We start from the raw sequence: 21,086 nt of genomic DNA, 5'->3' as shown, positions 1-21,086 counted from the left end.
TCAGATCCCGTGGTTCGAGGTCGCTTGCGAGGGCCGCCACTTCAGCAACCGGTTCTCCGCCATGCCGATCCCCCACTCGGCGATCAACGCGATCACCGTGATGACGATCATGCCCGCGTAGATGCCCGCCGAGTCGAATGTGCCTTGCGCGTTGCTGATCAACAGTCCCAAACCCTTGCCGGCACCGGCGTATTCACCCACGACCGCGCCGATCAGCGCGAAGCCGAAGGCGGTGTGCAGGCTGGACAGGATCCAGGTGGTCGCGCTGGGCAGGACGATCGACACCAGCACTTGCCTGCGGCTGGCGCCGAGAATGCGGGCGTTGTTGATCACGTTGCCGTCGACCTCCCGCGCACCGGTGAACGCGTTGAAGAACACCGCGAAGAACACCAGCACCACCACCGTGGCCACCTTGGAGCTCAGCCCGAGCCCGAACCAGATGATGAACAGCGAGGCCAGCACGATGCGCGGAACGGCGTTGAGCGCCTTGATGAACGGCGCGAGCACTTCGGCCCAGTACCGGCTGCGGCCGAGCAGCACGCCCAGCACGACGCCGGCCACCGTGCCGATCACGAAACCGAGCACGGCTTCCTGCACGGTGGTGTAGATCTGCAGCCAGATCGAGCCGAATTGCGTTCCCTCGGTGAACCATTCCACCAACCGCGCCCAGATCAGCGAGGGCTTGGAGTAGAAGAAGGGATCGATCCACACCGTGGCGGTGAGTTCCCACGCGCCCAGCCACAGCGCCACCAGCGCGGCGCGCAGGCCCCAGGTGCGGATCCGTGCGCGCCGCGCGGTGGTGCGCACCCTGGCCAGGATCTGCTCTTCGGTCTCGTTCTCCACCACCGGCGCGGCGGCGTCGGGCGCCAGCACGTCATGCGACACGGGAGGCTCCCTTCGCGCGGGCGGCCTCGACCTGATCGCGCAGCGTCTGCCAGATCTCCTGGTAGATGTCGCGGAACTCGGTCGTCAGCCGGACTTCCTCGACACTGCGCGGCCGCGCCAAGCCGACGGGGAAGTCACCACAGACGGTGGCCGGGCTCGCGGTCATCACGACCACCCGGTCGGCCAGCACGATCGCCTCCTCCAGATCGTGCGTGACGAAGATGACCGCCGCGTTGGTGCCCGCCCAGACCCGCAGCAGTTCGTCCTGCATGAGCTGGCGGGTCTGCACGTCCAGTGCGCTGAACGGCTCGTCCATCAGCAGGATCTCCGGCTCGTTGACCAGCGTCTGCGCCAGCGCCACGCGCTTGCGCATGCCGCCGGACAGCTGGTGGGGGTAGTAGCTCTCGAATCCGGCCAGGCCCACCTTGCGCACCCATCCCGACGCCTTCGCGCGCGCCTCGGCTTTCGACGCGCCGCGCAGGCGCGGGCCGAGCGCGACGTTGTCCAGCACGCTCTTCCACGGCAGCACCGCGTCCTGCTGGAACATGTAGCCGATGCCGTCCGGGATGCCGTCGACGTCCTCACCGCGCACCAGCGTCCGGCCGGCCGAGGCCGGTTCCAGCCCGGACACCAGCGACAACGTGGTGGACTTGCCGCATCCGGTCGGGCCGACGACGGCGACGAATTCGCCGGGCCGCACCGTGAGGTTCAGATTGCGCACGGCGGTGTGGATGCCACCGCCGGTGCCGGGGAAGCGCTTGGTCGCGCTCCGCAGCTCGATGAGTGATTGCGTCATTGCTTCCTACTCCTGCGAGATCGGGTAGTGCGAACGTACGTGTCCCCGGTCACACCCCCGAGCTTGTGCGCACAAGCGCCACAAACGCGGGATTCGCAGGTTTTGCGCATTCTGCTCACGTTCCCGTGCGCGGTAATTCGCGCCTATGCTGCGCCCATGGCCACTGAGGGCGCGCGGGCCGTGCGATTGCGGACCCAGGTTCTGCTGTCGCAGATCCTGGTCGTCGCGCTGACCCTCGGTGTCGCGTTCGCGGTGTTCGGCTACCTCAGCGACCAGCGGCTGCGCGACGCCTACGGCCAGCGCGCGCTGGCTGTCGCGCGCACCGTCGCCGCCGACCCGGTGGTGCGCGCCGAGGTGGGGAGGTACGCCCCGGGGGCGGTCGCCGACGATCCCGCCGTGCGCCGGGAGCTGGCCGCCGGCCCGCTCGAGCGGCTCGCGGTGGACGCGACGCAGCGCAACGGTGCGCTGTTCGTCGTGATCACCGATGACGCGGGCATCCGCCTCGCGCATCCGGACGCCGGACGGCTCGCCGAGCACGTCAGCACCGATCCGTCCGAGGCGCTCGCGGGCCGCGAGTCGATCACCGAGGAACGCGGCACGCTCGGCGACTCGGTGCGCGCGAAGGTCCCGGTACTCGCTCCCGGTTCCGACCGTGTGGTCGGCGCGGTCAGCGTCGGCATCGCCACCGACGCGGTGCACGATCAACTGCTCGGCGACCTGCGCACCGCGGGCGCGCTGGTCGCGGTGGCGCTCGCGGTCGGCATCGCCGGATCGATCCTGCTCGCCCGCCGGTGGCGGGGGCTCACGCTCGGGCTGGAACCGGACGAGCTGGCCGAACTGGTCCGCGGCCAAGCCGCGGTGCTGCACGGTATCGGCGGCGGCGTGCTCGCGGTCGACGCGTCGTGGCGCACCACCTTCGTCAACGACGAGGCCCGCAGGCTGCTCGGTGTCGCGCCGGACATCGGGCGTCCGGTGGACGAGCTCGGGCTGACGCCCCGCGTGCTCGAAGTTTTTCGCGACCTCGACGAGCAGCCCGCCTCGGCGACGGTCGGCGCGAACATCGTGATCGTCTCCGCGCGCCGGGTGGTCCGGGACGGGCGCGATCTCGGCGCGGTGCTCACCGTGCGCGACCGCACCGACGTGGAATCGCTGACCCGGCAACTGGACGCGGTGCAGTCGATGAGCACGGTGCTGCGCGCGCAGCGCCACGAGTTCTCCAACAAGATGCACCTGATCAGCGGCCTGCTGCACGGCGGGCGGGTCGGGGAGGCGGCGCGGTCCGTCGACGAACTGATCGGTGCGGGCCCGCTCGGCCCGGCGACACCGGGCATCGACGCCATCCACGACGCGTACCTGCAGGCATTCCTGGCCGCCAAGGCCGCGCACGCCAGGGAGAACGGCGTCGAACTCGTACTCGGCCCCAACACCTGGGTCGAGGGCAGTCTCACCGATCCGGTGGACGTGACGACCGTGCTCGGCAACCTGCTGGACAACGCCATGGAGGCAGTCCGCGCCGGGGACCGGGCGGTGCGGCAGGTGGAAGTCGAACTGGTGCAGGAGGATTCGACTTTGCACATCACCGTCGCCGACACCGGCGACGGCGTCGCGCCCGGCTTGGTGGACACGCTGTTCACCGAAGGGGTCTCGACCCGCGACGAGCGCGGCGTACCCGGCGGGCGCGGTGTCGGCCTCGCCCTGATCCGCCAGATCGCCCGCGCCCACGGCGGCGACGTGCGCCTGTCGAGCCCCGGCGGCGGGCCGCCGCCGCTCACCGGCGCGGAGTTCATCGCCCGCGTCCCCGGTGTGCTCGTGGAAAGCGAGGTGGCATGGCCGCGCCGACCTTGACCGTCCTCGTCGTCGACGACGACTTCCGGGTGGCGAACCTGCATGCCGGAATCGTGCGGTCCATACCGGGTTTCACGGTGGCCGGCACCGCCAACACCCTCGCGTCCGCGCGGGAACTGGTCGCGGCGGACCCGATCGACCTGGCGCTGGTGGACGTCTATCTGCCGGACGGATCCGGCATCGATTTCGTCCGCGAGATCCGCTGCGACGCGATGATGCTCACCGCCTCGACGGAGAGCGGGGCCGTGCGGGCCGCCATCGCGGCGGGCGCGCTGGCCTACCTCGTCAAGCCGTTTCCGCATACCGACCTGGCCGCCCGGCTGGCCGCCTATGCCCGGTACCGGCGCATCCTCGCGGCGCCGCAGATCGACAACGCCCGGGTGTCCGCCGCGCTGCACGCACTGCGGCCCGCGGCCACCGCGAGCCCATCGGCAACCGCGTCCTCTCCCACCAAAGACGCTGTGCTGCAAGCAATTCTCGCAGCGGAAACGCCCCTGTCCGCAGGCGAGGTGGCGAGCGCCATCGGCGTCTCCCGGGCGACCGCCCAGCGCTACCTGGCCGGGCTCGTGGCCGGCGGCGCGGTGCGCATGAGCCTGCGCTACGGCACCACGGGGCGGCCCGAACAGGAGTACTCCGCCGTAGCGCAGCGCTGAGCGGGCGATACCCTCGTGTCTCCGAGCACGGATCGAAGCCGCTGATCCTTTGCGAGCGCACGACAGACGGCGCGGTTCGCTTCCGTGCGACACAGCTGCGGTTCGGAGGTGCTCGCACCCGACGGGCCGGCGCGGACGTGGTGGCGGCGGGCACCGTCGCGGGCGCGGTAGCGTCGGGGGCATGAGCATCCTCGACGTCGCCGTTCTCGGCTACGGCTTGGCCGGTTCGGTCTTCCACGCTCCGCTGATCGCGGCGGAGCCGCGGATGCGGGTCGCGGCGGTGGTCACCTCCTCGGCCGAGCGGGCCGAACGCGCGCGCACCGAGCACCCCGGTGTGCGCGTGGTGTCGCACGCCGAAGAGCTGTTCGCCGCGCCGCGCGGCATAGATCTGGTCGTGATCGCGACGCCCAACCGCACCCACGCGCCGCTGACCCGGCAAGCCCTCGAGGCCGGGTTGCCGGTGGTGGTCGACAAGCCGTTCGCGGTCTCGGCAGACGACGCCGAGGACCTCGTCGCGCGCGCGGAACGCTCCGGCCTGGCGCTGTCGGTCTTCCAGAACCGGCGCTGGGACGGCGACTTCCGGACGGTGCGCGAGCTGGTCGAGACCGGGAAGCTGGGCCGGGTGCGGCGGTTCGAGTCGCGGTTCGAGCGGTGGCGTCCGGTGCCGAAGGGCGGCTGGCGGGAGGTCGGCACGGACGAGGAGGGCGCGGGCATCCTGCTCGACCTCGGCAGCCACCTGGTGGACCAAGCCGTGAGCTTGTTCGGCCCGGTGGCTTCGGTGTACTGCGAGCTGGACCGGCGGCGCGAAGGGATCACCACCGACGACGACGCGTTCGTCGCGCTGACCCACACCGGCGGTGTCCGCTCCCACCTGTGGATGAGCGCCGTCGCCCCGCACCTCGGACCGCGCTTCCGGGTGCTCGGGTCGGAAGCCGGGTATGTCACCTACGGGCTGGACCCGCAGGAGGACGCGCTGCGGTCCGGACGCCGCCCGGACGACGATTCGCCTTGGGGCACAGTCGATGCCGACCGCTGGGGCGTACTCGGCGCGGAACCCGATTTCGTCCCGGTGCCTACCGCGCCCGGCGCATACCCGGCGTTCTACTCCGCCATGGCCGCCGCGCTCATCGACGGCGCGCCGGTACCCGTCGACCCGCGCGACGCCGTCACGACGCTGCGCCTGCTGACGAAGGCACGAGAGTCGGCGGCCCGGGGTGTGACGGTCACCGCCTGACCGGGGCTGGCCACCTTCGCCGCGAGTCGATAACGTCGGTCCCCGGATCGGCCGGTCCGGCCGCTCGGCGGAGAGGAGACCCCCATGGGTGCAACGATTTTCGCGGTGTTGCTGCCGCTGGCACTGGCCCTGGTGATGTTCGGGCTCGGATTGACGCTGACGACCGACGATTTCGCGCGCGTGCTGCGCTATCCGAAAGCGGCGGTGATCGCGCTGGTATGCCAGATGGTCCTGCTGCCCGCGGTGTGCCTGGGCCTGATCCGCCTGTTCGGACTCGACGGCGCGCTGGCCGCGGGCATGCTGCTGCTCGCCGCGTCGCCGGGCGGAGCGTCGGCGAACCTGTTCAGTCACATCGCCGGGGGCAACGTGGCGCTGAACATCACCCTCACCGCGATCAATTCGGTGCTCGCGGTGTTCACCATGCCGGTGGTGGTGGCGCTGTCCTACGCCTTGTTCCTGGACGGTGAGGGCTCGGTCGGGCTGCGGCCGGACAAATTCGCTCAGGTCTTCGCCATCGTGCTCGTGCCCGTCGCGATCGGCATGGCGGTGCACCGGCGGTTCCCGGAATGGTCGCGCCGGATGCGCGGCGCGGTCAAGATCCTTTCCGTCGTGGTACTCGCGCTGGTGATCGCGGCCGGAGTGGGCTCGAATCTGGACACGCTGTCGGAGCACATCGGAAAGCTGTCCGCGATCTGCCTGTCCTTCGCCGTGATCAGCCTGGCCGTCGGCTACTTCGTGCCCCGGCTCGCGCGAGTGGAAACCGATCAGGCCATCGCCTCGGCCATGGAGATCGGCGTGCACAACGCGGCGCTCGCGATCGCCGTCGCCGCTTCGGTACTCGACAACGAGACCATGGCCGTGCCCGGCGCGGTCTACGGCGTTCTGATGAACATTCCCGCGGCGCTCGCGGCATATCTGCTGGCCAGGCGGACGCGGCGGGACCAACCCGCGCCCGAGCCCAGCATGGCCGGTTAGCGAGGGCAGCGCGCTGTGCGGACACGCGGCGCCCGGTGAGTAGCCTCTCGGAGGGTCGTACGCCATGAGAAGGGAGCCAGCTGCGCGATGCAACCGCTCGGCATGAACGATCCGGCCAGGATCGGGGACTATCGCCTGCTCGGCGTCCTGGGCGTCGGTGGCATGGGCCGCGTTTACCTCGGACGGAACGCGGGCGGGCGCACCGTCGCGGTCAAGGTCATCCGCCCCGACATGATCGACGCGGAGTTCCGCACGCGCTTCCGGCGGGAGGTCGCGGCGGCGCGGCGGGTCGGCGGACGGTTCACCGCGCCGGTGCTCGACGCCGACGTGGACGCCGATCCGCCGTGGCTGGCCACCGGTTATGTGGCCGGGTTCTCGCTGGCCGACGCGGTCGACCGGTACGGGCCGTTCACCGAGCACGCGCTGCTCGTGCTGGCGCACGGGCTGATCGAGGCATTGACGGCGGTCCACGGCGCCGGGGTGGTGCACCGCGACCTCAAGCCGTCCAATGTCCTCCTGGCTCTCGACGGTCCCAAGGTCATCGACTTCGGCATCGCCCGCGCCGTCGAAGACAGTCGGCTCACCACCACCGGAAAGGTCATCGGCTCTCCGGGATTCATGTGCCCGGAGCAGGTGACCGGCGACCCGGTCGGCCCGCCCGCGGACGTCTTCGCCCTTGGCGGGATCCTGGTGTTCGCGGCGACCGGCCACGGGCCGTTCGGCGTCGGCGACACCGTGCAGATGCTGTGGCGGGTGGTGTACGAGGAGCCGCAGCTCGACGACGTCCCACAGCGACTGCGTCCGCTGGTGTCGGCCTGCCTGACCAAGGACGCCGCGGCCCGCCCTACGCCGGACCAGTTGCTCACCCAGCTCACCGCTCTCGGCATCCCCGAGCGCGGCGGCTGGCTGCCCGCCCCGGTGCTCGAGGAGGTCAGCCACCGCGCAGTGGAACTGCTGAACCTGGACTCCGGGCCGTTCGACCGCCCGGACCTTCCCGCACCCCCGCATCCCGCGCGCACCGCCGACACCATGATCCATTCGGTTTCACCTGCGCACCCGCACAGCGACCCCGGGCGATCGGCGCCCACGCACCTGCGGCATCCTGGCCCGCCGCAGGCGTCTCCCACGTACACCGGACACCACACCTACCCGCCCGCACACCACAGTTCGCCCCGATTCGGCGCGGCCGCCGCCCCACCTCATCCGCGCCGCCCCGGCCGAGCCCTGCTCGTCGCGGGCGCGCTCGTCGTCTGCATCGCCGTCGCCGTAGCGGCGTTCGTGGTCGGCGCACAGCTGCGGAACGACAATTCGAACGATTCGATCGCACAGACCACCCCAGCAGCCAGCACACCTTCCACAGCTACCGCCACGCAGGCCGATGTCACGACCCCGACGACCAGCAGCAGTCCCTCCGCCACCAGCGTTCCGAAGGCATTTCTCGGCGAGTGGAAAGGCGTCGCTCGTGACGTCCTCGCGTCGTTCGACATCGTTCTGACCATCGGAGACGGCACGATCGGCGAAGAAGTCGCGCAGTCGTCGAACACCGGCAAGCTGAAGGGTGAGCGCTGTGAGCGGGCGGAGACCCTCACCGGCGCCACCGAGACCGAGCTGTCCTTTGTCGCGCGACTCTCCGGCGGCTCTCCCACCTGCTTCGACAACGGCTCCACCTCCACGGTCCGATTGCAACCGGACGGCTCGGTGGCCTACAGGCTCTCCGGCATTTTCGGCAACATCGAAGGGGTCCTGCGCAAGAGCTGAGAGGCGGACGCCGCCGTCGCCACGTGCCGCGAACGGGAACGCTTGCCACGAGCGCGGTCGTCCGTGGGCGGTTAAGGTGCGGCGGTGGACAGAGCGGAATTCTTCGAGCGCGGCGCCTCCATCGCCGATCGTCTGACGACGACGCAAGCGCAACCGCCGTGGTGGCTGGTGGTGGCGGCCGCGGTGGCGGCGCTCGTGCTGGTGGGTTACACCCCGATCTGGCGGCTCACCCGCAATATCGTCACCATCGCGCACGAAGGCGGGCACGCCCTGGTCGCGCTGCTCACCGGCCGCAAGCTCAACAGCATCCGATTGCATTCGGACACCTCGGGACTCACGGTGTCGAGTGGAAAACCCTACGGCCTCGGGATGATCCTCACCACGATGGCGGGTTACCCCGCGCCGCCGCTGCTCGGTCTCGGGTTCGCGGCCCTGCTGGGCGCCAGCCGGATCACGCTGATGCTGTGGACCGCCATCGTCCTGCTCGCCGCGCTCCTGATCAAGATCAGGAATGTCTACGGCGGTATCACCGTGCTCGGACTCGGTGCGGCGGTCTTCGTCGTCTCCTGGTTCGGCACCGACACGCTGCAAGCGGGTTTCGCGTATCTGGGCGCCTGGTTCCTGCTGTTCGCCGGGGCGCGGCCGGTGCTCGAGTTACAGCGGGGTCGTTCCCGGCAGCAGCGCGCCCGCTATCACGAGGTCGACTCCGACGCCGATCAACTCGCCAGGCTCACCCGGCTGCCCGGCCTGCTGTGGGTTTTCGTGTTCGGCGCGATAGCCGTGGGTTCGCTGCTGATCGGCGCGTGGCTGCTCGTCTCCGCCATCGCCGAGATCTGCCTGCCGGGCGCGCCTTCCGGCTCCTGCTTCGCGTCGCACTGACGCCGCGCTGCGCGACGCGATCGGCTCGGATAGGCTTCGATCCCCGCCCCTGCGCCACCTACCGCGTGCCGCATCGCCGAATTCATCCACTTCGGCCGTCCCGGCGCGGAATCGCGATTCACGACCCTGGAGCCAGTATGCCGAACATCCTTGCGCGTACGACGAGTACTGCTGCGCGGCAGCTTTTTTCAGCACTGACCGCAGCCGTGACGGCGCTGATCCTCACGATCTCGCTCGGTCCGGCGAACGCCTCCGCCGCACCGGCGGCCACGGCCTGCGGCACACCGCTGGCGCCTGCCGAGACGGCCGCTATCGCGGAACTGTCCGACACCGGCACGCTGACCGGTTCCGCGCTGCCGCGATTGGAGGAAGCCGTCGACCGGCACCGGCGGATCACGGAGATCCTGGTCGCCCACCGCGATCTGCGCGGGGTGTTCGCCCTCGGGCTCGACGCGGTCGAACGGGCCGCCGTCCTGCCGCTACAGCGCGACCCCGCGTCGTTCGACGACCCGGAATGGGCGCATCGGATCAGTCTCGAACTGCTGTCGCGCTTCCTGCGCACAGTGCACGCCGAATTCACCGGCGCACCCGTCGACCCGCACTGGGCGCACTATTTCGCCCTGACCCGCCACTGCGAGCTGTCCCCCGCGCGCGTGGCGATGGCCGGGTACAACGCGCATCTGAGCGTCGACCTGTCCTATTCCGTCGCCGCGGTCGGCAGCACCGCCGCCAACGCCGGCGACTATTTCCGCATCGTCGACGCGATCGCCCAGCACGGCGCGCTGATCGTCGACGCGACCAAAGCGGTCTACGGCGGCGACCTCGGCCCGCTGTGGCGCTTCTACTTCGTCGGCGAGGGTTTGGACCTGGTGGTCGGTCGCGGGGTGGCGACCGGCCCCTTGCTCCGTCTGGCCGACGCGGGCGCCAACGTCGTCATTCTCTCGAACGGATTGGCCATGCAGGATCCGGCCGCGACACCCGTCGTGACCGCCGGGATCGACACGTTGTGGCGCGGCCTCGATCTCGCTTTCGAGGTTTTGTCGGATCTCGGCGGCCTCTAGCGGGCGAACCCGACGCACGGCTCACCTGCCCAACGCTGCCACGCCTTGCCGGACCACCTCCTCGGGCGGACGTGCCCCATCGATGGTGCTGCCGTCCTCGTCGGGACCGAGCGGCTCCAGGGTGGCCAGCTGGGAATCGAGCAGGCGCGGCGGCATGAAATGCCCGCGACGTCCGGTCACGCGCCGCTCGAGTTCGGCGCGCGGCACGCTCAAATGCAGGAAGAACGCCTCGGGGGCGGAGGCGCGCAGCCGGTCGCGGTAGATCCGTTTGAGAGCCGAGCACGTGACGACGCCGCCCCGTCCGGATCGCTCGGCCATCCAGGCGGCCAAGGCGTCGAGCCAGGGTGCGCGATCGGCATCGTCCAACGGCGCCCCCGCCGCCATCTTCGCGACGTTCGCGCGCGGGTGGAAGTCGTCGCCTTCGGCGTACTCGACCCCGAGCGCGTCGGCCAGGCGCGAGCCCACCGTCGTCTTTCCCGAACCCGACACCCCCATCACGACGATCACCGGTACATCGTGCACTCGAACCTCCTTCCCCCATGGCGGAGGATCTGTCGTGCGCGCGGACTTGTCATCGGCAACAACCTAGCGGGCGAGCACTTCGTCGGCCCGTGCAGTGACGATTCGCGCCGCCTGCGGCTAGATTTCGAGGACCGAGACTGCGGCCCGCCGATTTCGTTCTGCGTCAAAAGATTTGAAATCCGCGCGGACCGGATGGGAAGTACGAATGTTCGCGATGACGCAATGCACGGACCTGGCCCGACATCCGGACCGCGACCGCACGCCCGAGCTACGGGCGCCTCGCGGCGGAGGCGGAGTCTGAGTAGCGGCATGCCATCCCCACGCAGCGCCGCCGCGGCGTCCGCCGAGTTCGTCCCGGCCACCGAGCACATCGTGCGGCACCTGCTCGGCATCATTCCCCGGCGGCACGTGGAGCGCGGGAACCTGCTGCGCGAGGAGATCCGCGCCACCGTCACGCACTGCCTCGATCTGGTCGCGTCCGTCGATCCCGAGCGACCGGCGCGCACGGTCCGCATCTTCGAGGCCGCCACCCGGTGGGCCGGGGTGGGGGTTCCGATGGACACCGTCCAGCATCTCGTCCACGAGGGATTCCGCCTCTATCTCGACGACCACCTGCGGGACGCACAGACCGTGCGCCACGACGACATCCGCGGGCTCTTCGACGCGCTGCACGCGGTCACCACGACCGTATCGCTCGCCTACCTGTCCGTCGCGCCCGCCGCCGAGCAGACCGCTCCGCACGCCGTCGCCGTCGCACTGCTCAGAGGACACCACCCCGCGAAGGTCTACCGTGAGTACGGCATTCCGGTCGCCGACCGCTACACCGTGCTCGCCGTGGCGGTCGACCAGCCCACCGAGGAACGTCCCGGGCGACGCCCCGGCGACGGTTACAGCATCCGGCAGCGCATGCAGATCTGCCTCGCCGTGCACTGCGGCGGGCATGTGCCCGCCGTGCTCAGCGCGATCGGCGGGACGATCCTGGTACCGGAGTCGCTGGTCGCCGCGAACGATCTCGACGCCTTGGTCGCCGCGCTGGCCACAGCGGTACCCGCCCCGCTCACCGCCGCCGCCATGACCGCCGAGCCCGACCGGATCCCCGGCGCCGCCGACCAGGCACACGAACTGCTCGACATGGTCCGGCGCCTGCGGAACCCGCCGGGTCTGTACCGTTTCGAGGATCTGGCCCTCGAATATCAACTCACCCGGCCGGGGCCGGGACGCGATCGGCTGGCGGCGCTGCTCGACCCGCTGGAGGGCCATCCCGAGCTGTTCGACACCCTGCGCGAGCACATCCGCAACGACTTCAACCGCAGGCGGACCTCCCGGACGATGTATCTGCACCCGAACACCGTGGACCATCGTCTCAAGCGCATCGGCCGCCTCACCGGCCTGGACACAGCCGTTCCGCATGTGCTGTACCGATTACGCGCCGCGCTCATCGCACGGACTTACACGCGGCCGGAATCGCTGACGCCAGGCGAGCACCGAACCCCCGCCGCTGGTGAATCTCGATGATCCGGTGACGCACCGCTCCCGGCACATCGCCCCATGCTTTCCCCGTCGTCCGTACGGCGCGAGCGGAGCGATTCGCCCATGCTCCGACCGACTAGGGTCATCGATATGGAACTACGCATCTTCACCGAGCCGCAGCAGGGTGCGAGCTACGACACGCTGCTCACCGTTGCCAAGGCCACCGAGGACTTGGGATTCGACGCGTTCTTCCGCTCCGACCACTACCTGAGCATGGGCGGCGCCGACGGCCTGCCCGGCCCCACCGATGCCTGGATCACCCTCGCCGGACTGGCCAGGGAGACCGAACGGATCCGCCTGGGCACCCTGGTCACCGCCGCCACCTTCCGGCTGCCCGGCCCGCTTGCCATCCAGGTCGCCCAGGTGGACCAGATGTCCGGCGGCCGGGTCGAATTCGGTCTTGGCAGCGGCTGGTTCGCCGAGGAGCACGCCGCGTACGGCATCCCGTTCCCCGCCGACAAGTTCGCCCGGCTGGAAGAGCAGCTGGCCGTCATCACCGGGCTCTGGGCGACCAAACCCGGCGACACGTTCAGCTACGACGGCAAGCACTACCAGCTCACCGATTCCCCCGCCCTGCCCAAACCGGTGCAGGACCCGATTCCGGTGCTGATCGGCGGCCAGGGCGCCACCCGCACCCCCCGGCTGGCCGCGCAGTACGCCGCCGAGTTCAATATGCCGTTCTCCTCGCTCGAGGACAGCGCGCGGCAGTTCGACCGGGTGCGCGCCGCCGCCGAGACCTACGGACGCGCGGCCGACGACCTGGTCTACTCCAACGCGCTGGTGGTCTGCGTCGGCGCGAACGACGCCGAGGTGGCGCGCCGGGCCGCCGCGATCGGACGCGAGGTGGACGAGCTGAAGACCAACGGCCTGGCCGGCTCACCCGCCGAGGTGGTGGACAAGATCGGCCGGTACACCGAGATCGGCACCAGCCGCATCTACTTGCAGGTACTCGATCTGACCGATCTCGAGCATCTCGAGCTGATCTCCGCGCAGGTGCAGTCGCAATTGTGAGCCCCGGCGCGTGGGGTCGCCCGGCGAGACGACCCCACGCGGCGCTCAGCCCAGCGGACGGTTGGTCGGCACGATGACGAAGCTCGGCGCCGACGGATCCAACTCGAGGTGCTGGGGCTTCAGTTCGGTGTTGTTGAGCATGGGGCGGAAGGCCAGCGCCTTCGGCGAGTTGCCCGCGAAGACGTCGATCCGCAGCCGGTGACCGGGTTGCAGCACCGCTTGGGTGGGGATGACCGCGATGTCCAGCGCCACGGGCTCACCGGGAACGACCGGCTGCACGCTGTCGAGGGTGAGCGGGTTGAACGGTTCGGTCAGATCGCCGGACGAGGTGCGGCTGCTCTTCTGCTCGTCGACGGCGCGCAGGGAGGCGGTCAACTGCCCGGTGGTCAGCACCTTCGAGGATCCGTCGGGCGCCACATCGTTCATCGTGACGCTCCAGTAGCCGTCGGTGGCGTCGTGCACGGTGTTGAGGTGCACGTTCACCGGCCCCGAGATGACCGTGCGCTCGGTCATCGGCGCACTGGTGAAGGTCAGCGCGTTGCGCTCGGCGATGCGCGCGTCCTTCGCGCACACGTCCACCACCGCCGCCATGCCTGCCGAGCCCTGTGCGGTGTCGCGGGAACACGCCGCGGCGAGGCCGGGCGCCACCGTCAATGTCCGTCGCTCGTCGGGGACTGTCATCGTCAGCGATCCGTCGTATACCGCTTTCCCGGTGGTGCCGCTCGGCGTGCCCGAGAGATACACGCGGCGATGGTTGAGGTCCTTCTGCGGGAACTGCCCGAGGGTGATCCAGCCGCCTCCCTGTTCCCACACGGTGACCGGCCCGAAATCGCCCAAGCCGTGGTCGACGTCCTTCAACCACTTGTCGAACCACACCCGCTGCAACACGTCCAGCCGCGGCGGTGCTCCGGGAATGCCGGTCCCCGCACCGGGATTCGCGTGATAGGTGTCGCCGACGATCAATTGCTTCCTGCCCGCGGGGAGCGGGATGGCGTTGTACAGCTTGGTCGCGCTGTTGGCGAAGATGTCGTGCCAGCCGCCGTAGACGAAGGTGGGCACCGTGATGCGCTCCGGGTGGCCCTCGATGCCGCGCCGGAAGTAGCTGTCCTCGTCCAGCGCGTCGGCCAGCGCGGGCGGCACGTGGTCGAGCGAAGGCGTGAGCAGCGCCTGGGCCAGCAGATCGACGTTGCTGGCCGGATCGGACATCCGTTCGTGCAGCCACCCCCAATCGAAGGTGCCGTTCAACATCGACTGCACGTCGGGAATCAGCTTCAGCTGGTTGACCGTATTGAGCCACATCGGCAGGAATGTCGTCCCCACCCCGCCGCCCGGCGCGACGACGTCACGCATCAGGTCGCTCCCGGGTTCCACGGGGAAGATCGCCTGCAACGGCGCCGGGGCGTCCTCGGCGGCGCGCAGCTGGTTGATCCCCGAATACGAACCGCCGCTCATCCCGATCCGGCCGTTCGACCACGGCTGCGCGGCCGCCCAGTCGATCACCTCGCGGGTGTCGAGTTGTTCCCGCTCGCCGAGGGTGTCCCATGCGCCCTGGGAGAAACCGGTTCCGCGCACGTCGGCGATGACCTGGGTGTATCCGGCGCGGATCAGGTTGCGATCGAGTCCGAGGACCGTCTGCACGGTGCCGCCGTCGACCGCGTGCAGCAGATCGCCGAAACCGCTGACCGGCGTACGGGCCAGATTCACACGGTTGACCAGCCGGACGGTCAGCGGCTGCAAGCCGGGCACCGCGAGCGCCGTGTCGATCAGATTGGTCATGAGCTTGGTGTAGGGGGTCAGATTCACGATGGTCGGCAGCGGCTGCTGCTCCACCTCGCCGCCCTGCTTCACCGGCCGGTAGACGTTGGCCTTCAGCACGACGCCGTCGCTCATCCGGATCGGGACGTCCCAGTCGATGTGCACGTCGGCATACGGCTGGGGACCGTCGTGCAACGCGGTCCATCCCACGGTGTGGGACTCGGCGGACGGCTCCGCGACCGCGGGCCCCGACCCGAATCCCGCGGCCGCCAGTACCGCGACCGTCGCCACCATCCGGATCGCCCTGCTCATCGTTCGTCCCATGTCACGCCCCGCTGCCATCTCGCTCCCTCGACCGGTGTGCGGACCGACCATCGATCGCCCGATTGAGCGACAAGGTAGCAATCTCCTGGCGAATGCCGTGGGATGCGCGGTCGGGCCGGTTTGTCGTGGGCGAACAGACGGTGAACGCCGCGCACCCGCCAACGATCCGGCTTATCGTGGGGCGCATGACGCCGTTGCAGCGCTACATCGCCGAGGAGATCGCGGCCGATCACGCCGACGGCCTGCTCCCCCGGCGGGAGGCACTGCGCAGGCTCGGCCTGCTCGGGCTCGGCGTCACCGCCGCAACCGCCCTGCTGGCCGCCTGCGCGAGCAACGACACCGCGATCACCGATTCCACGCCCAGCCCCACGGCGCCGTCGACGCCACCCGGCGCCGCCGCAGCCGTCCCGACCGCCGCTGTCACCTTCACCGGACCCGGCGCGACGCCACTGCAAGCCGCGTGGGCGGCGGCGCCGCAGCCGCGGGGCGGGGTGCTGGTCGTGCACGAGAACAAGGGCCTCACCGATCACATCCGTTCGGTGGCAGGACGTTTCGCGGGCGCCGGATACTCCGCGCTCGCGGTCGACCTGCTGTCCGCGCGAGGCGGCACCGCCGCGTTCACCGATCCGGCCGCCGCGACCGCCGAACTGAGCCGTATCCCGCAGGAACAGCTCGTCGCCGACCTGCGCGCCGGGCTCGACGAACTCCAGCGCCGGGTCGAGGGAAAGAAGCTCGGCGCCACCGGTTTCTGCTTCGGCGGTGGCCTGACCTGGCTACTGCTGGCCTCCGGCCCGTCGCCGCTCGCCGCAGCGACACCCTTCTACGGACCGTTCCCGGACAACGGCGATCTCTCCGCGTCGAAAGCCGCGGTGCTCGGGGTCTACGCGGCGGCCGACGCCCGCGTGAACGCCTCCCGGCCCGCCGCGGAGGCCGCACTGGCCCGTTCGGGCGCCCCGCATCAGATCTTCACCGCACCCGACGCCGACCACGCCTTCTTCAACGACACCGGTCAGCGGTACAACGCCACGGCGGCGACCGAGGCATGGCGTCGCGTCCTGGATTGGTACGGCACGTATCTCGGCTGATGGCACTCGAATCGGGCCGCTTCCTCGTCTTCCCGGCGCCTTCGGGCGGCGGGAGTGCCGACCGAGCGTGCGCCCCCGGTAGCGAGGTCCCGATCCACGCGCCGCGCTTGCTTGCGGTGATCGCCTTGCTCTTTTCCGTAGCGGCGATAGGCGCCTGCGGCGGCGAGAGCCCGACCACGCCGAGCGGTGCGCCTACGACAGGCACCATCGCACCGAGCAACCCGGCGGGAAGACCCGACCTCGATGCCGCCGAGGAAGTCGCGAGGCGCATCGAGGTCCCGTGGGGCCTGGCCTTCCTGCCCGACGGCGCCGCGCTGGTCGCGGAGCGGGACTCCGGACGGATCGTGCGAGTCGCCGCAGGCCGTGCGCCGGAGCAGGTCTACCGGCTGCCGGACGTCGCCGCACGAGGCGAAGGCGGTCTGCTCGGACTCGCCGTCGCGCCGGACTACACCGAAAGCCGTTACGTCTACGCCTATTTCACCTCCGAGACGGACAATCGGATCGTCCGGTTCCGGCTCGACGGCCGGCCCGAGGCGATCGTCACCGGCATCGCCGAGGCCGGTAACCACAACGGCGGACGGATCGCGTTCGGGCCCGACGGCATGCTGTATGCCGGGACCGGCGACGCCGGGGAATCGGGACGCTCACAGGATCCGGCGAGCCTGAACGGAAAGATCCTGCGTGTGACTCCCGAAGGCCGTCCGGCGCCGGGTAATCCGTATCCCGGCTCGCCGGTCTACAGTCTCGGCCACCGCAACGTGCAGGGACTGGCGTGGGATCGGGCCGGTCGCCTGTTCGCGGCGGAGTTCGGGCAGAACCGGTTCGACGAGATCAATCTGATCGAGCCCGGCCGCAACTACGGCTGGCCCGACGTCGAGGGCGGGGGCGGCGCCGACCGCGGCTTCACCGATCCGCTGCTGACCTGGACCACCGCGGAAGCCTCGCCCTCGGGCATCGCCATCGCCGGCGACATCCTGTATGTCGCGGCGCTACGCGGGCAGCGGCTGTGGACCGTGCCGCTCGAGGACGGCCGCGTGGGCGGGCCCCGGGCCGAACTGCGCGACCGGTACGGCCGGTTGCGCACCGTGGAAGCCGCCCCGGACGGAGCGCTGTGGCTCACCACCTCCAACACCGACGGCCGGGGTGACCCCGCGAGCGGCGACGATCGCGTCCTTCGCTTCCCGGCCCGCTAGACCGCCGCCCTTCGCAGTGCTGTGACGGGTGCCACCGCCCATTTATGTTGTACACAACCAAATTGGCCACTACATTATTGCTCATGACCGATCACCTCACCCTCGACGAGCAGCTCTGCTTCCCGCTCTACGCGGCGTCCCGGGCGATGACGGCGGTCTATCGCCCGAAGCTGGAACGGCTCGGGCTCACCTACCCGCAGTACCTGGTGATGCTGGCGCTGTGGGAACGCGACGAACGCAGCGTCGGAGACGTCTGCCAGGCGCTCGACCTCGATTCCGGCACGCTCTCGCCGTTGCTCAAGCGACTGGAGGCGGCCGGCTTGGTCGAGCGGCGGCGGTCGGCGGCCGATGAACGCCGCGTCGATATCCGGCTCACCGAGCGCGGGCGCGCGCTGCGCGCCGAGGCGGGCGACATCCCCGCCCAGATGGCCGAGGCCAGTGGTTTGTCCATGGACGACGTCATCGCGTTGCGCGGCGTTTTGCACCGGCTGACCGAGGCGCTGAAGTCTCAGTTGAACGAAGGAGAGTAGACATGCGAATCCTCTACACCGCAGAGGCCCTGGCCAGCGGCGACGGTCGCGACGGCCATGCGCGCACCACCGACGGCAAGCTCGACGTGAACCTGTCGATTCCCAAGGAGATGGGCGGCAACGGCGAGGGCACCAACCCCGAACAGCTGTTCGCGGCGGGCTACGCGGCGTGTTTCCATTCGGCGTTGCGCCTGGTCGGCAAGCAGACCTCGACCAATGTCGACGACTCCGCCGTCGGCGCGAAGGTCGGTATCGGCCCGAACGACGCCGGTGGCTTCGGCTTGGCCGTTACGCTGGAGGTCTCGCTTCCCCATCTGTCCCGCGAGGACGCGCAGGCGCTCGCCGACAAAGCCCATCAGGTGTGCCCGTATTCCAACGCGACCCGCGGCAATATCGACGTCCAGGTCCTGGTTGCCGACGACTGATCGAGAAGGAGCGGTTATGCGTGCCGTAGTCATCGAACGATTCGGCGAACCGAAGGACGTGCTGGCCACCGCGGAGCGCCCGGTACCCGAGCCGGGGCCGGGTGAGGTGCGGCTCGCGCTGATCCTGTCGCCGATCCACAATCACGATCTGGCCATCGTGCGCGGCGTGTACGGCTACCGTCCCGAGTTGCCCGCGATCCCCGGCAGCGAGGCGGTCGCGCGGGTCGACGCGGTGGGACCCGAGGTCGACGGCCTGGCGGTCGGGCAGCGAGTGACGGTGTCCGGCGCGCAGAACGTGTGGGCCGAGTATTTCGTCGTCCCGGCCCGGCAGGTGATTCCGTTGCCCGACGCGGTCTCCGACGAGACCGCGTCCCAGCTGCTGGCCATGCCGTTGAGCGCGCTGATGCTGATCGAGGACCTCGAACTGTCCTCCGGCGACTGGCTGACGATCAATGCCGCCAACGGCGCGGTCGGCAGACTCGTGAACGTTTTCGCCCGGCAGCGCGGTTTGAACGTGCTGAATCTCGTGCGCGGCCCGGCCTCGGTCGCGGCGCTGCGGGAACTCGGCTACGAGCCGGTGCTCGACACCGAGAGCGAGGGCTGGCGCGACCAGGTGGAGGCGGCCACCTCGGGCGCGCCGATCCTGCGGGCCGTCGATCAGGTGGGCGGCCGGGCCGCGGCCGCCGAGTTGGCATTGCTCGCGCCCGGCGGGCAGCTGATCTCCTTCGGCGCGCTCTCGGGGCAGCCGTTGTCGCTCGACCCGGGCGCGCTGATCTTCAAACAGGTGGTGATCAAGGGCTTCTGGGGCGCCAAGCGGATCGAAGAGATCGGCGCCGAGCACCGAGGGCGGCTCATGCGCGAGCTGATCGACCTCGCGGCCGACGGCGTCCTGCGACTGGATATCGAAGCCGCCTATCCGCTGGAGGAAGCGGCGGATGCAGCGGTCGCCACCGAGACGCCGGGCCGCGCCGCCAAGGTCGCGCTGCGGGGTCAGCCTGCCTGACCGGCGTCGAGCACGGCCATCGCCGCGTTGTGCCCAGGGATGCCGCTGACCCCGCCACCCCGGATGGCACCCGCGCCGCAGAGGAATACATTGCGGTGGCCGGTCGCCACGCCCCACCGGGCTGCGGGGTCGGCGGGATCGGCGTCCTCCGGGAGGTAAGGGAAGGCCAGATCCCGGTGGAAGATGTGTCCACCGGGGAGGCCGACCTCGCGCTCCAGTTCGATCGGAGTTTTCGCCTCGAGGCAGGGTGCGCCGTTCTCGTCTGTCGCCAAACAGTCCGCGATCGGCTCGGCGAGCACCGAATCCAGTTGCGCGAGAGTCGCTCGCACGATCTCGTCTTTGGCTGCGGCGTGGTCGGCGGCGAAGAGTTTTCCGCGAGCGTGCAGTCCGAACAGCGTGAGGGTATGCGCGCCCTGCGCGGCCAGTTCCGGTCCCAGGATCGTCGGATCCGTCAGTGTGTGGCAATAGATTTCGGCGGGTGGCGCGGACGGGATCCGGCCGATCGCGGCCTCACCGTAGGCTCGGTCGAGCTGGGCGTACGACTCCCCGATGTGGAAAGTCCCCGCGAACGCCTCCCTGGGATCGGTTTCGGCGTCGCGCAACCGCGGGAGACGACGCAGCAGCATATTCATCTTCAACTGCGCGCCTTCGGGTTTCGGCGGCAGGGGCTCACCGAGCAATCCTGCGAGCGTATACGGCGCGACGTTCGCCAGGACGTGGCGCGCTCCGATTCTCCCGCCCGGGTGTACGATTTCCGCTGCGCTGCCATCGGTTTCGAGGCTCGTCACCGCACAGCCGGTGACGATTTCCGCTCCCGCCGATCGCGCGGCCTCGGCCAGTGCGTCGGTGAGCGCGCCCATGCCGCCGATCGGCACATCCCAGTCGCCGGTTCCCCCGCCGATCACGTGATAGAGCAAGCAGCGATTCTGCCGCAGCGACGGATCGTGCGCGTGGGTGAAGGTGCCGATCAGCGCGTCGGTGAGCACCACGCCGCGCACGGTGTCGTCGTCGAACGTGGACTCGATCGTCTCGCCGAGCGGCCGCTCGAACAGAGCCTCCCAGATGGGCGCGTCGTCGATGATGTGCCGCAGCGCCTCCTTGGAGGGAAGCGGCCGGGTCAGCGTCGGGAAAACCCGCCGGGCCAGCTGGTTGGTCGACGCGTAGAACCGCTGCCACGCACCGAATTCCCGATCGGAGCCGGTCAGCCGCGCGAAACTAGCCGCCGTCCGCGCCTGCTCGGACGAGACGAGCAGACCCCCCTCCCCGACCGGCGTGTAGGACGAGACCGCCCGCCGCCGCGTCTCGAACCGCAGGCCCAGGTCTTGGACGATCGATCGCGGCAGCAGGCTCACCAGGTACGAGTACCGCGAAAGCCGCGCGTCGACGCCCGCGAACACCCGCTCGGACACCGCCGCGCCGCCGGTGTGCGGCTGCCGCTCGAGCACCGCCACCGACCTCCCGGCCCGCGCCAGGTATGCGGCGGCCACCAAACCGTTGTGGCCACCGCCGACGATCACGACATCGTAGAAGGAACGCGTCGGCGTCATCCGTTCTCGATAGCACGAATCGTCTCCGGACGACAGCATCCCGGCCGCAACGGCTCGAGAACGATCGGTGGGGTC

Annotated in this window: 19 protein-coding genes; 14 read left to right on the top strand and 5 right to left on the bottom strand. The window is 70.1% G+C overall.

The features are described from left to right. Together ACGF7Y_RS20420 and ACGF7Y_RS20415 are read right to left on the bottom strand one after the other, a co-directional pair. Positions 1-885, bottom strand: a complete 885-nt coding sequence (locus ACGF7Y_RS20420) for an ABC transporter permease (protein ID WP_393235964.1) — start codon at positions 883-885, stop codon at positions 1-3. After that, positions 875-1,681: an ABC transporter ATP-binding protein gene (locus ACGF7Y_RS20415; RefSeq protein ID WP_393235962.1), complete on the bottom strand. Its 807-nt coding sequence runs from the start codon at positions 1,679-1,681 to the stop codon at positions 875-877. The genes ACGF7Y_RS20420 and ACGF7Y_RS20415 overlap by 11 nt, the downstream gene beginning before the upstream one ends. Before the next feature lie 156 nt (positions 1,682-1,837). Here ACGF7Y_RS20415 and ACGF7Y_RS20410 point away from each other — a divergent pair, with 156 nt between their 5' ends. From ACGF7Y_RS20410 to ACGF7Y_RS20380, 7 genes are all read left to right on the top strand, one after another. Next, positions 1,838-3,526, top strand: a complete 1,689-nt coding sequence (locus ACGF7Y_RS20410; RefSeq protein ID WP_393235960.1) for an ATP-binding protein — start codon at positions 1,838-1,840, stop codon at positions 3,524-3,526. After that, the gene (locus ACGF7Y_RS20405) at positions 3,508-4,179 is read left to right on the top strand and encodes a response regulator (RefSeq protein ID WP_393235958.1); all 672 of its coding nucleotides are present in this window, start codon (positions 3,508-3,510) and stop codon (positions 4,177-4,179) included. The genes ACGF7Y_RS20410 and ACGF7Y_RS20405 overlap by 19 nt, the downstream gene beginning before the upstream one ends. 181 nt (positions 4,180-4,360) lie before the next feature. Beyond that, positions 4,361-5,413 (top strand): Gfo/Idh/MocA family oxidoreductase, encoded by a 1,053-nt coding sequence (locus ACGF7Y_RS20400; protein WP_393235956.1) that lies wholly within the window; start codon positions 4,361-4,363, stop codon positions 5,411-5,413. An 84-nt stretch (positions 5,414-5,497) separates the two neighbouring features. Further along, positions 5,498-6,388: a bile acid:sodium symporter family protein gene (locus ACGF7Y_RS20395; protein ID WP_393235954.1), complete on the top strand. Its 891-nt coding sequence runs from the start codon at positions 5,498-5,500 to the stop codon at positions 6,386-6,388. Positions 6,389-6,475: 87 nt separating this feature from the next. Further along, positions 6,476-8,146: a protein kinase gene (locus ACGF7Y_RS20390; protein WP_393235952.1), complete on the top strand. Its 1,671-nt coding sequence runs from the start codon at positions 6,476-6,478 to the stop codon at positions 8,144-8,146. A gap of 84 nt (positions 8,147-8,230) precedes the next feature. Beyond that, positions 8,231-9,025 (top strand): M50 family metallopeptidase, encoded by a 795-nt coding sequence (locus ACGF7Y_RS20385; RefSeq protein ID WP_393235950.1) that lies wholly within the window; start codon positions 8,231-8,233, stop codon positions 9,023-9,025. A gap of 137 nt (positions 9,026-9,162) precedes the next feature. After that, positions 9,163-10,086: a DUF5995 family protein gene (locus tag ACGF7Y_RS20380; protein WP_393235948.1), complete on the top strand. Its 924-nt coding sequence runs from the start codon at positions 9,163-9,165 to the stop codon at positions 10,084-10,086. A gap of 21 nt (positions 10,087-10,107) precedes the next feature. Here the strand turns inward: ACGF7Y_RS20380 and ACGF7Y_RS20375 are convergent, their stop codons facing one another. Beyond that, the gene (locus tag ACGF7Y_RS20375) at positions 10,108-10,581 is read right to left on the bottom strand and encodes a gluconokinase (protein ID WP_393236175.1); all 474 of its coding nucleotides are present in this window, start codon (positions 10,579-10,581) and stop codon (positions 10,108-10,110) included. A 336-nt stretch (positions 10,582-10,917) separates the two neighbouring features. Between ACGF7Y_RS20375 and ACGF7Y_RS20370 the strand changes: the two genes are divergently transcribed. After that, the gene (locus tag ACGF7Y_RS20370; protein ID WP_393235946.1) at positions 10,918-12,123 is read left to right on the top strand and encodes a PucR family transcriptional regulator; all 1,206 of its coding nucleotides are present in this window, start codon (positions 10,918-10,920) and stop codon (positions 12,121-12,123) included. A gap of 105 nt (positions 12,124-12,228) precedes the next feature. Then, a complete protein-coding gene (locus ACGF7Y_RS20365; protein WP_393235944.1) occupies positions 12,229-13,149 on the top strand; it encodes an LLM class F420-dependent oxidoreductase in 921 nt (306 codons plus the stop codon). A 45-nt stretch (positions 13,150-13,194) separates the two neighbouring features. On the opposite strand, the gene ACGF7Y_RS20360 is transcribed toward ACGF7Y_RS20365, so the two are convergent. Further along, on the bottom strand, positions 13,195-15,216 hold the full coding sequence (locus ACGF7Y_RS20360; RefSeq protein ID WP_393235942.1) for a CocE/NonD family hydrolase: 2,022 nt from the start codon (positions 15,214-15,216) through the stop codon (positions 13,195-13,197). 197 nt (positions 15,217-15,413) lie between these two features. Here ACGF7Y_RS20360 and ACGF7Y_RS20355 point away from each other — a divergent pair, with 197 nt between their 5' ends. From ACGF7Y_RS20355 to ACGF7Y_RS20335, 5 genes are all read left to right on the top strand, one after another. Then, positions 15,414-16,313: a dienelactone hydrolase family protein gene (locus ACGF7Y_RS20355; protein WP_393235940.1), complete on the top strand. Its 900-nt coding sequence runs from the start codon at positions 15,414-15,416 to the stop codon at positions 16,311-16,313. Then, positions 16,313-17,506, top strand: a complete 1,194-nt coding sequence (locus ACGF7Y_RS20350) for a PQQ-dependent sugar dehydrogenase (RefSeq protein WP_393235938.1) — start codon at positions 16,313-16,315, stop codon at positions 17,504-17,506. Before ACGF7Y_RS20355 ends, ACGF7Y_RS20350 begins: the two co-directional genes overlap by 1 nt. Before the next feature lie 83 nt (positions 17,507-17,589). Then, positions 17,590-18,036 carry a MarR family winged helix-turn-helix transcriptional regulator gene (locus ACGF7Y_RS20345; protein WP_393235936.1) on the top strand — a complete coding sequence of 149 codons (447 nt, stop codon included), beginning with the start codon at positions 17,590-17,592 and terminating at the stop codon, positions 18,034-18,036. Between the two features lie 2 nt (positions 18,037-18,038). Next, complete coding sequence (locus ACGF7Y_RS20340) at positions 18,039-18,461, top strand: organic hydroperoxide resistance protein (RefSeq protein WP_393235934.1); 423 nt, start codon at positions 18,039-18,041, stop codon at positions 18,459-18,461. Between the two features lie 16 nt (positions 18,462-18,477). Continuing rightward, positions 18,478-19,464 (top strand): zinc-binding dehydrogenase, encoded by a 987-nt coding sequence (locus ACGF7Y_RS20335; protein ID WP_393235932.1) that lies wholly within the window; start codon positions 18,478-18,480, stop codon positions 19,462-19,464. Here the strand turns inward: ACGF7Y_RS20335 and ACGF7Y_RS20330 are convergent. Further along, positions 19,452-21,011 carry a phytoene desaturase family protein gene (locus ACGF7Y_RS20330; protein WP_393235930.1) on the bottom strand — a complete coding sequence of 520 codons (1,560 nt, stop codon included), beginning with the start codon at positions 21,009-21,011 and terminating at the stop codon, positions 19,452-19,454. The two genes, ACGF7Y_RS20335 and ACGF7Y_RS20330, sit on opposite strands and share 13 nt — an antisense overlap. Between the last annotated feature and the right edge of the window lie 75 nt (positions 21,012-21,086).

Source organism: Nocardia sp. NPDC047654 (assembly GCF_043205035.1).
Taxonomy (GTDB): domain Bacteria; phylum Actinomycetota; class Actinomycetes; order Mycobacteriales; family Mycobacteriaceae; genus Nocardia.
This window is presented reverse-complemented; position numbering and strand designations above follow the sequence as displayed.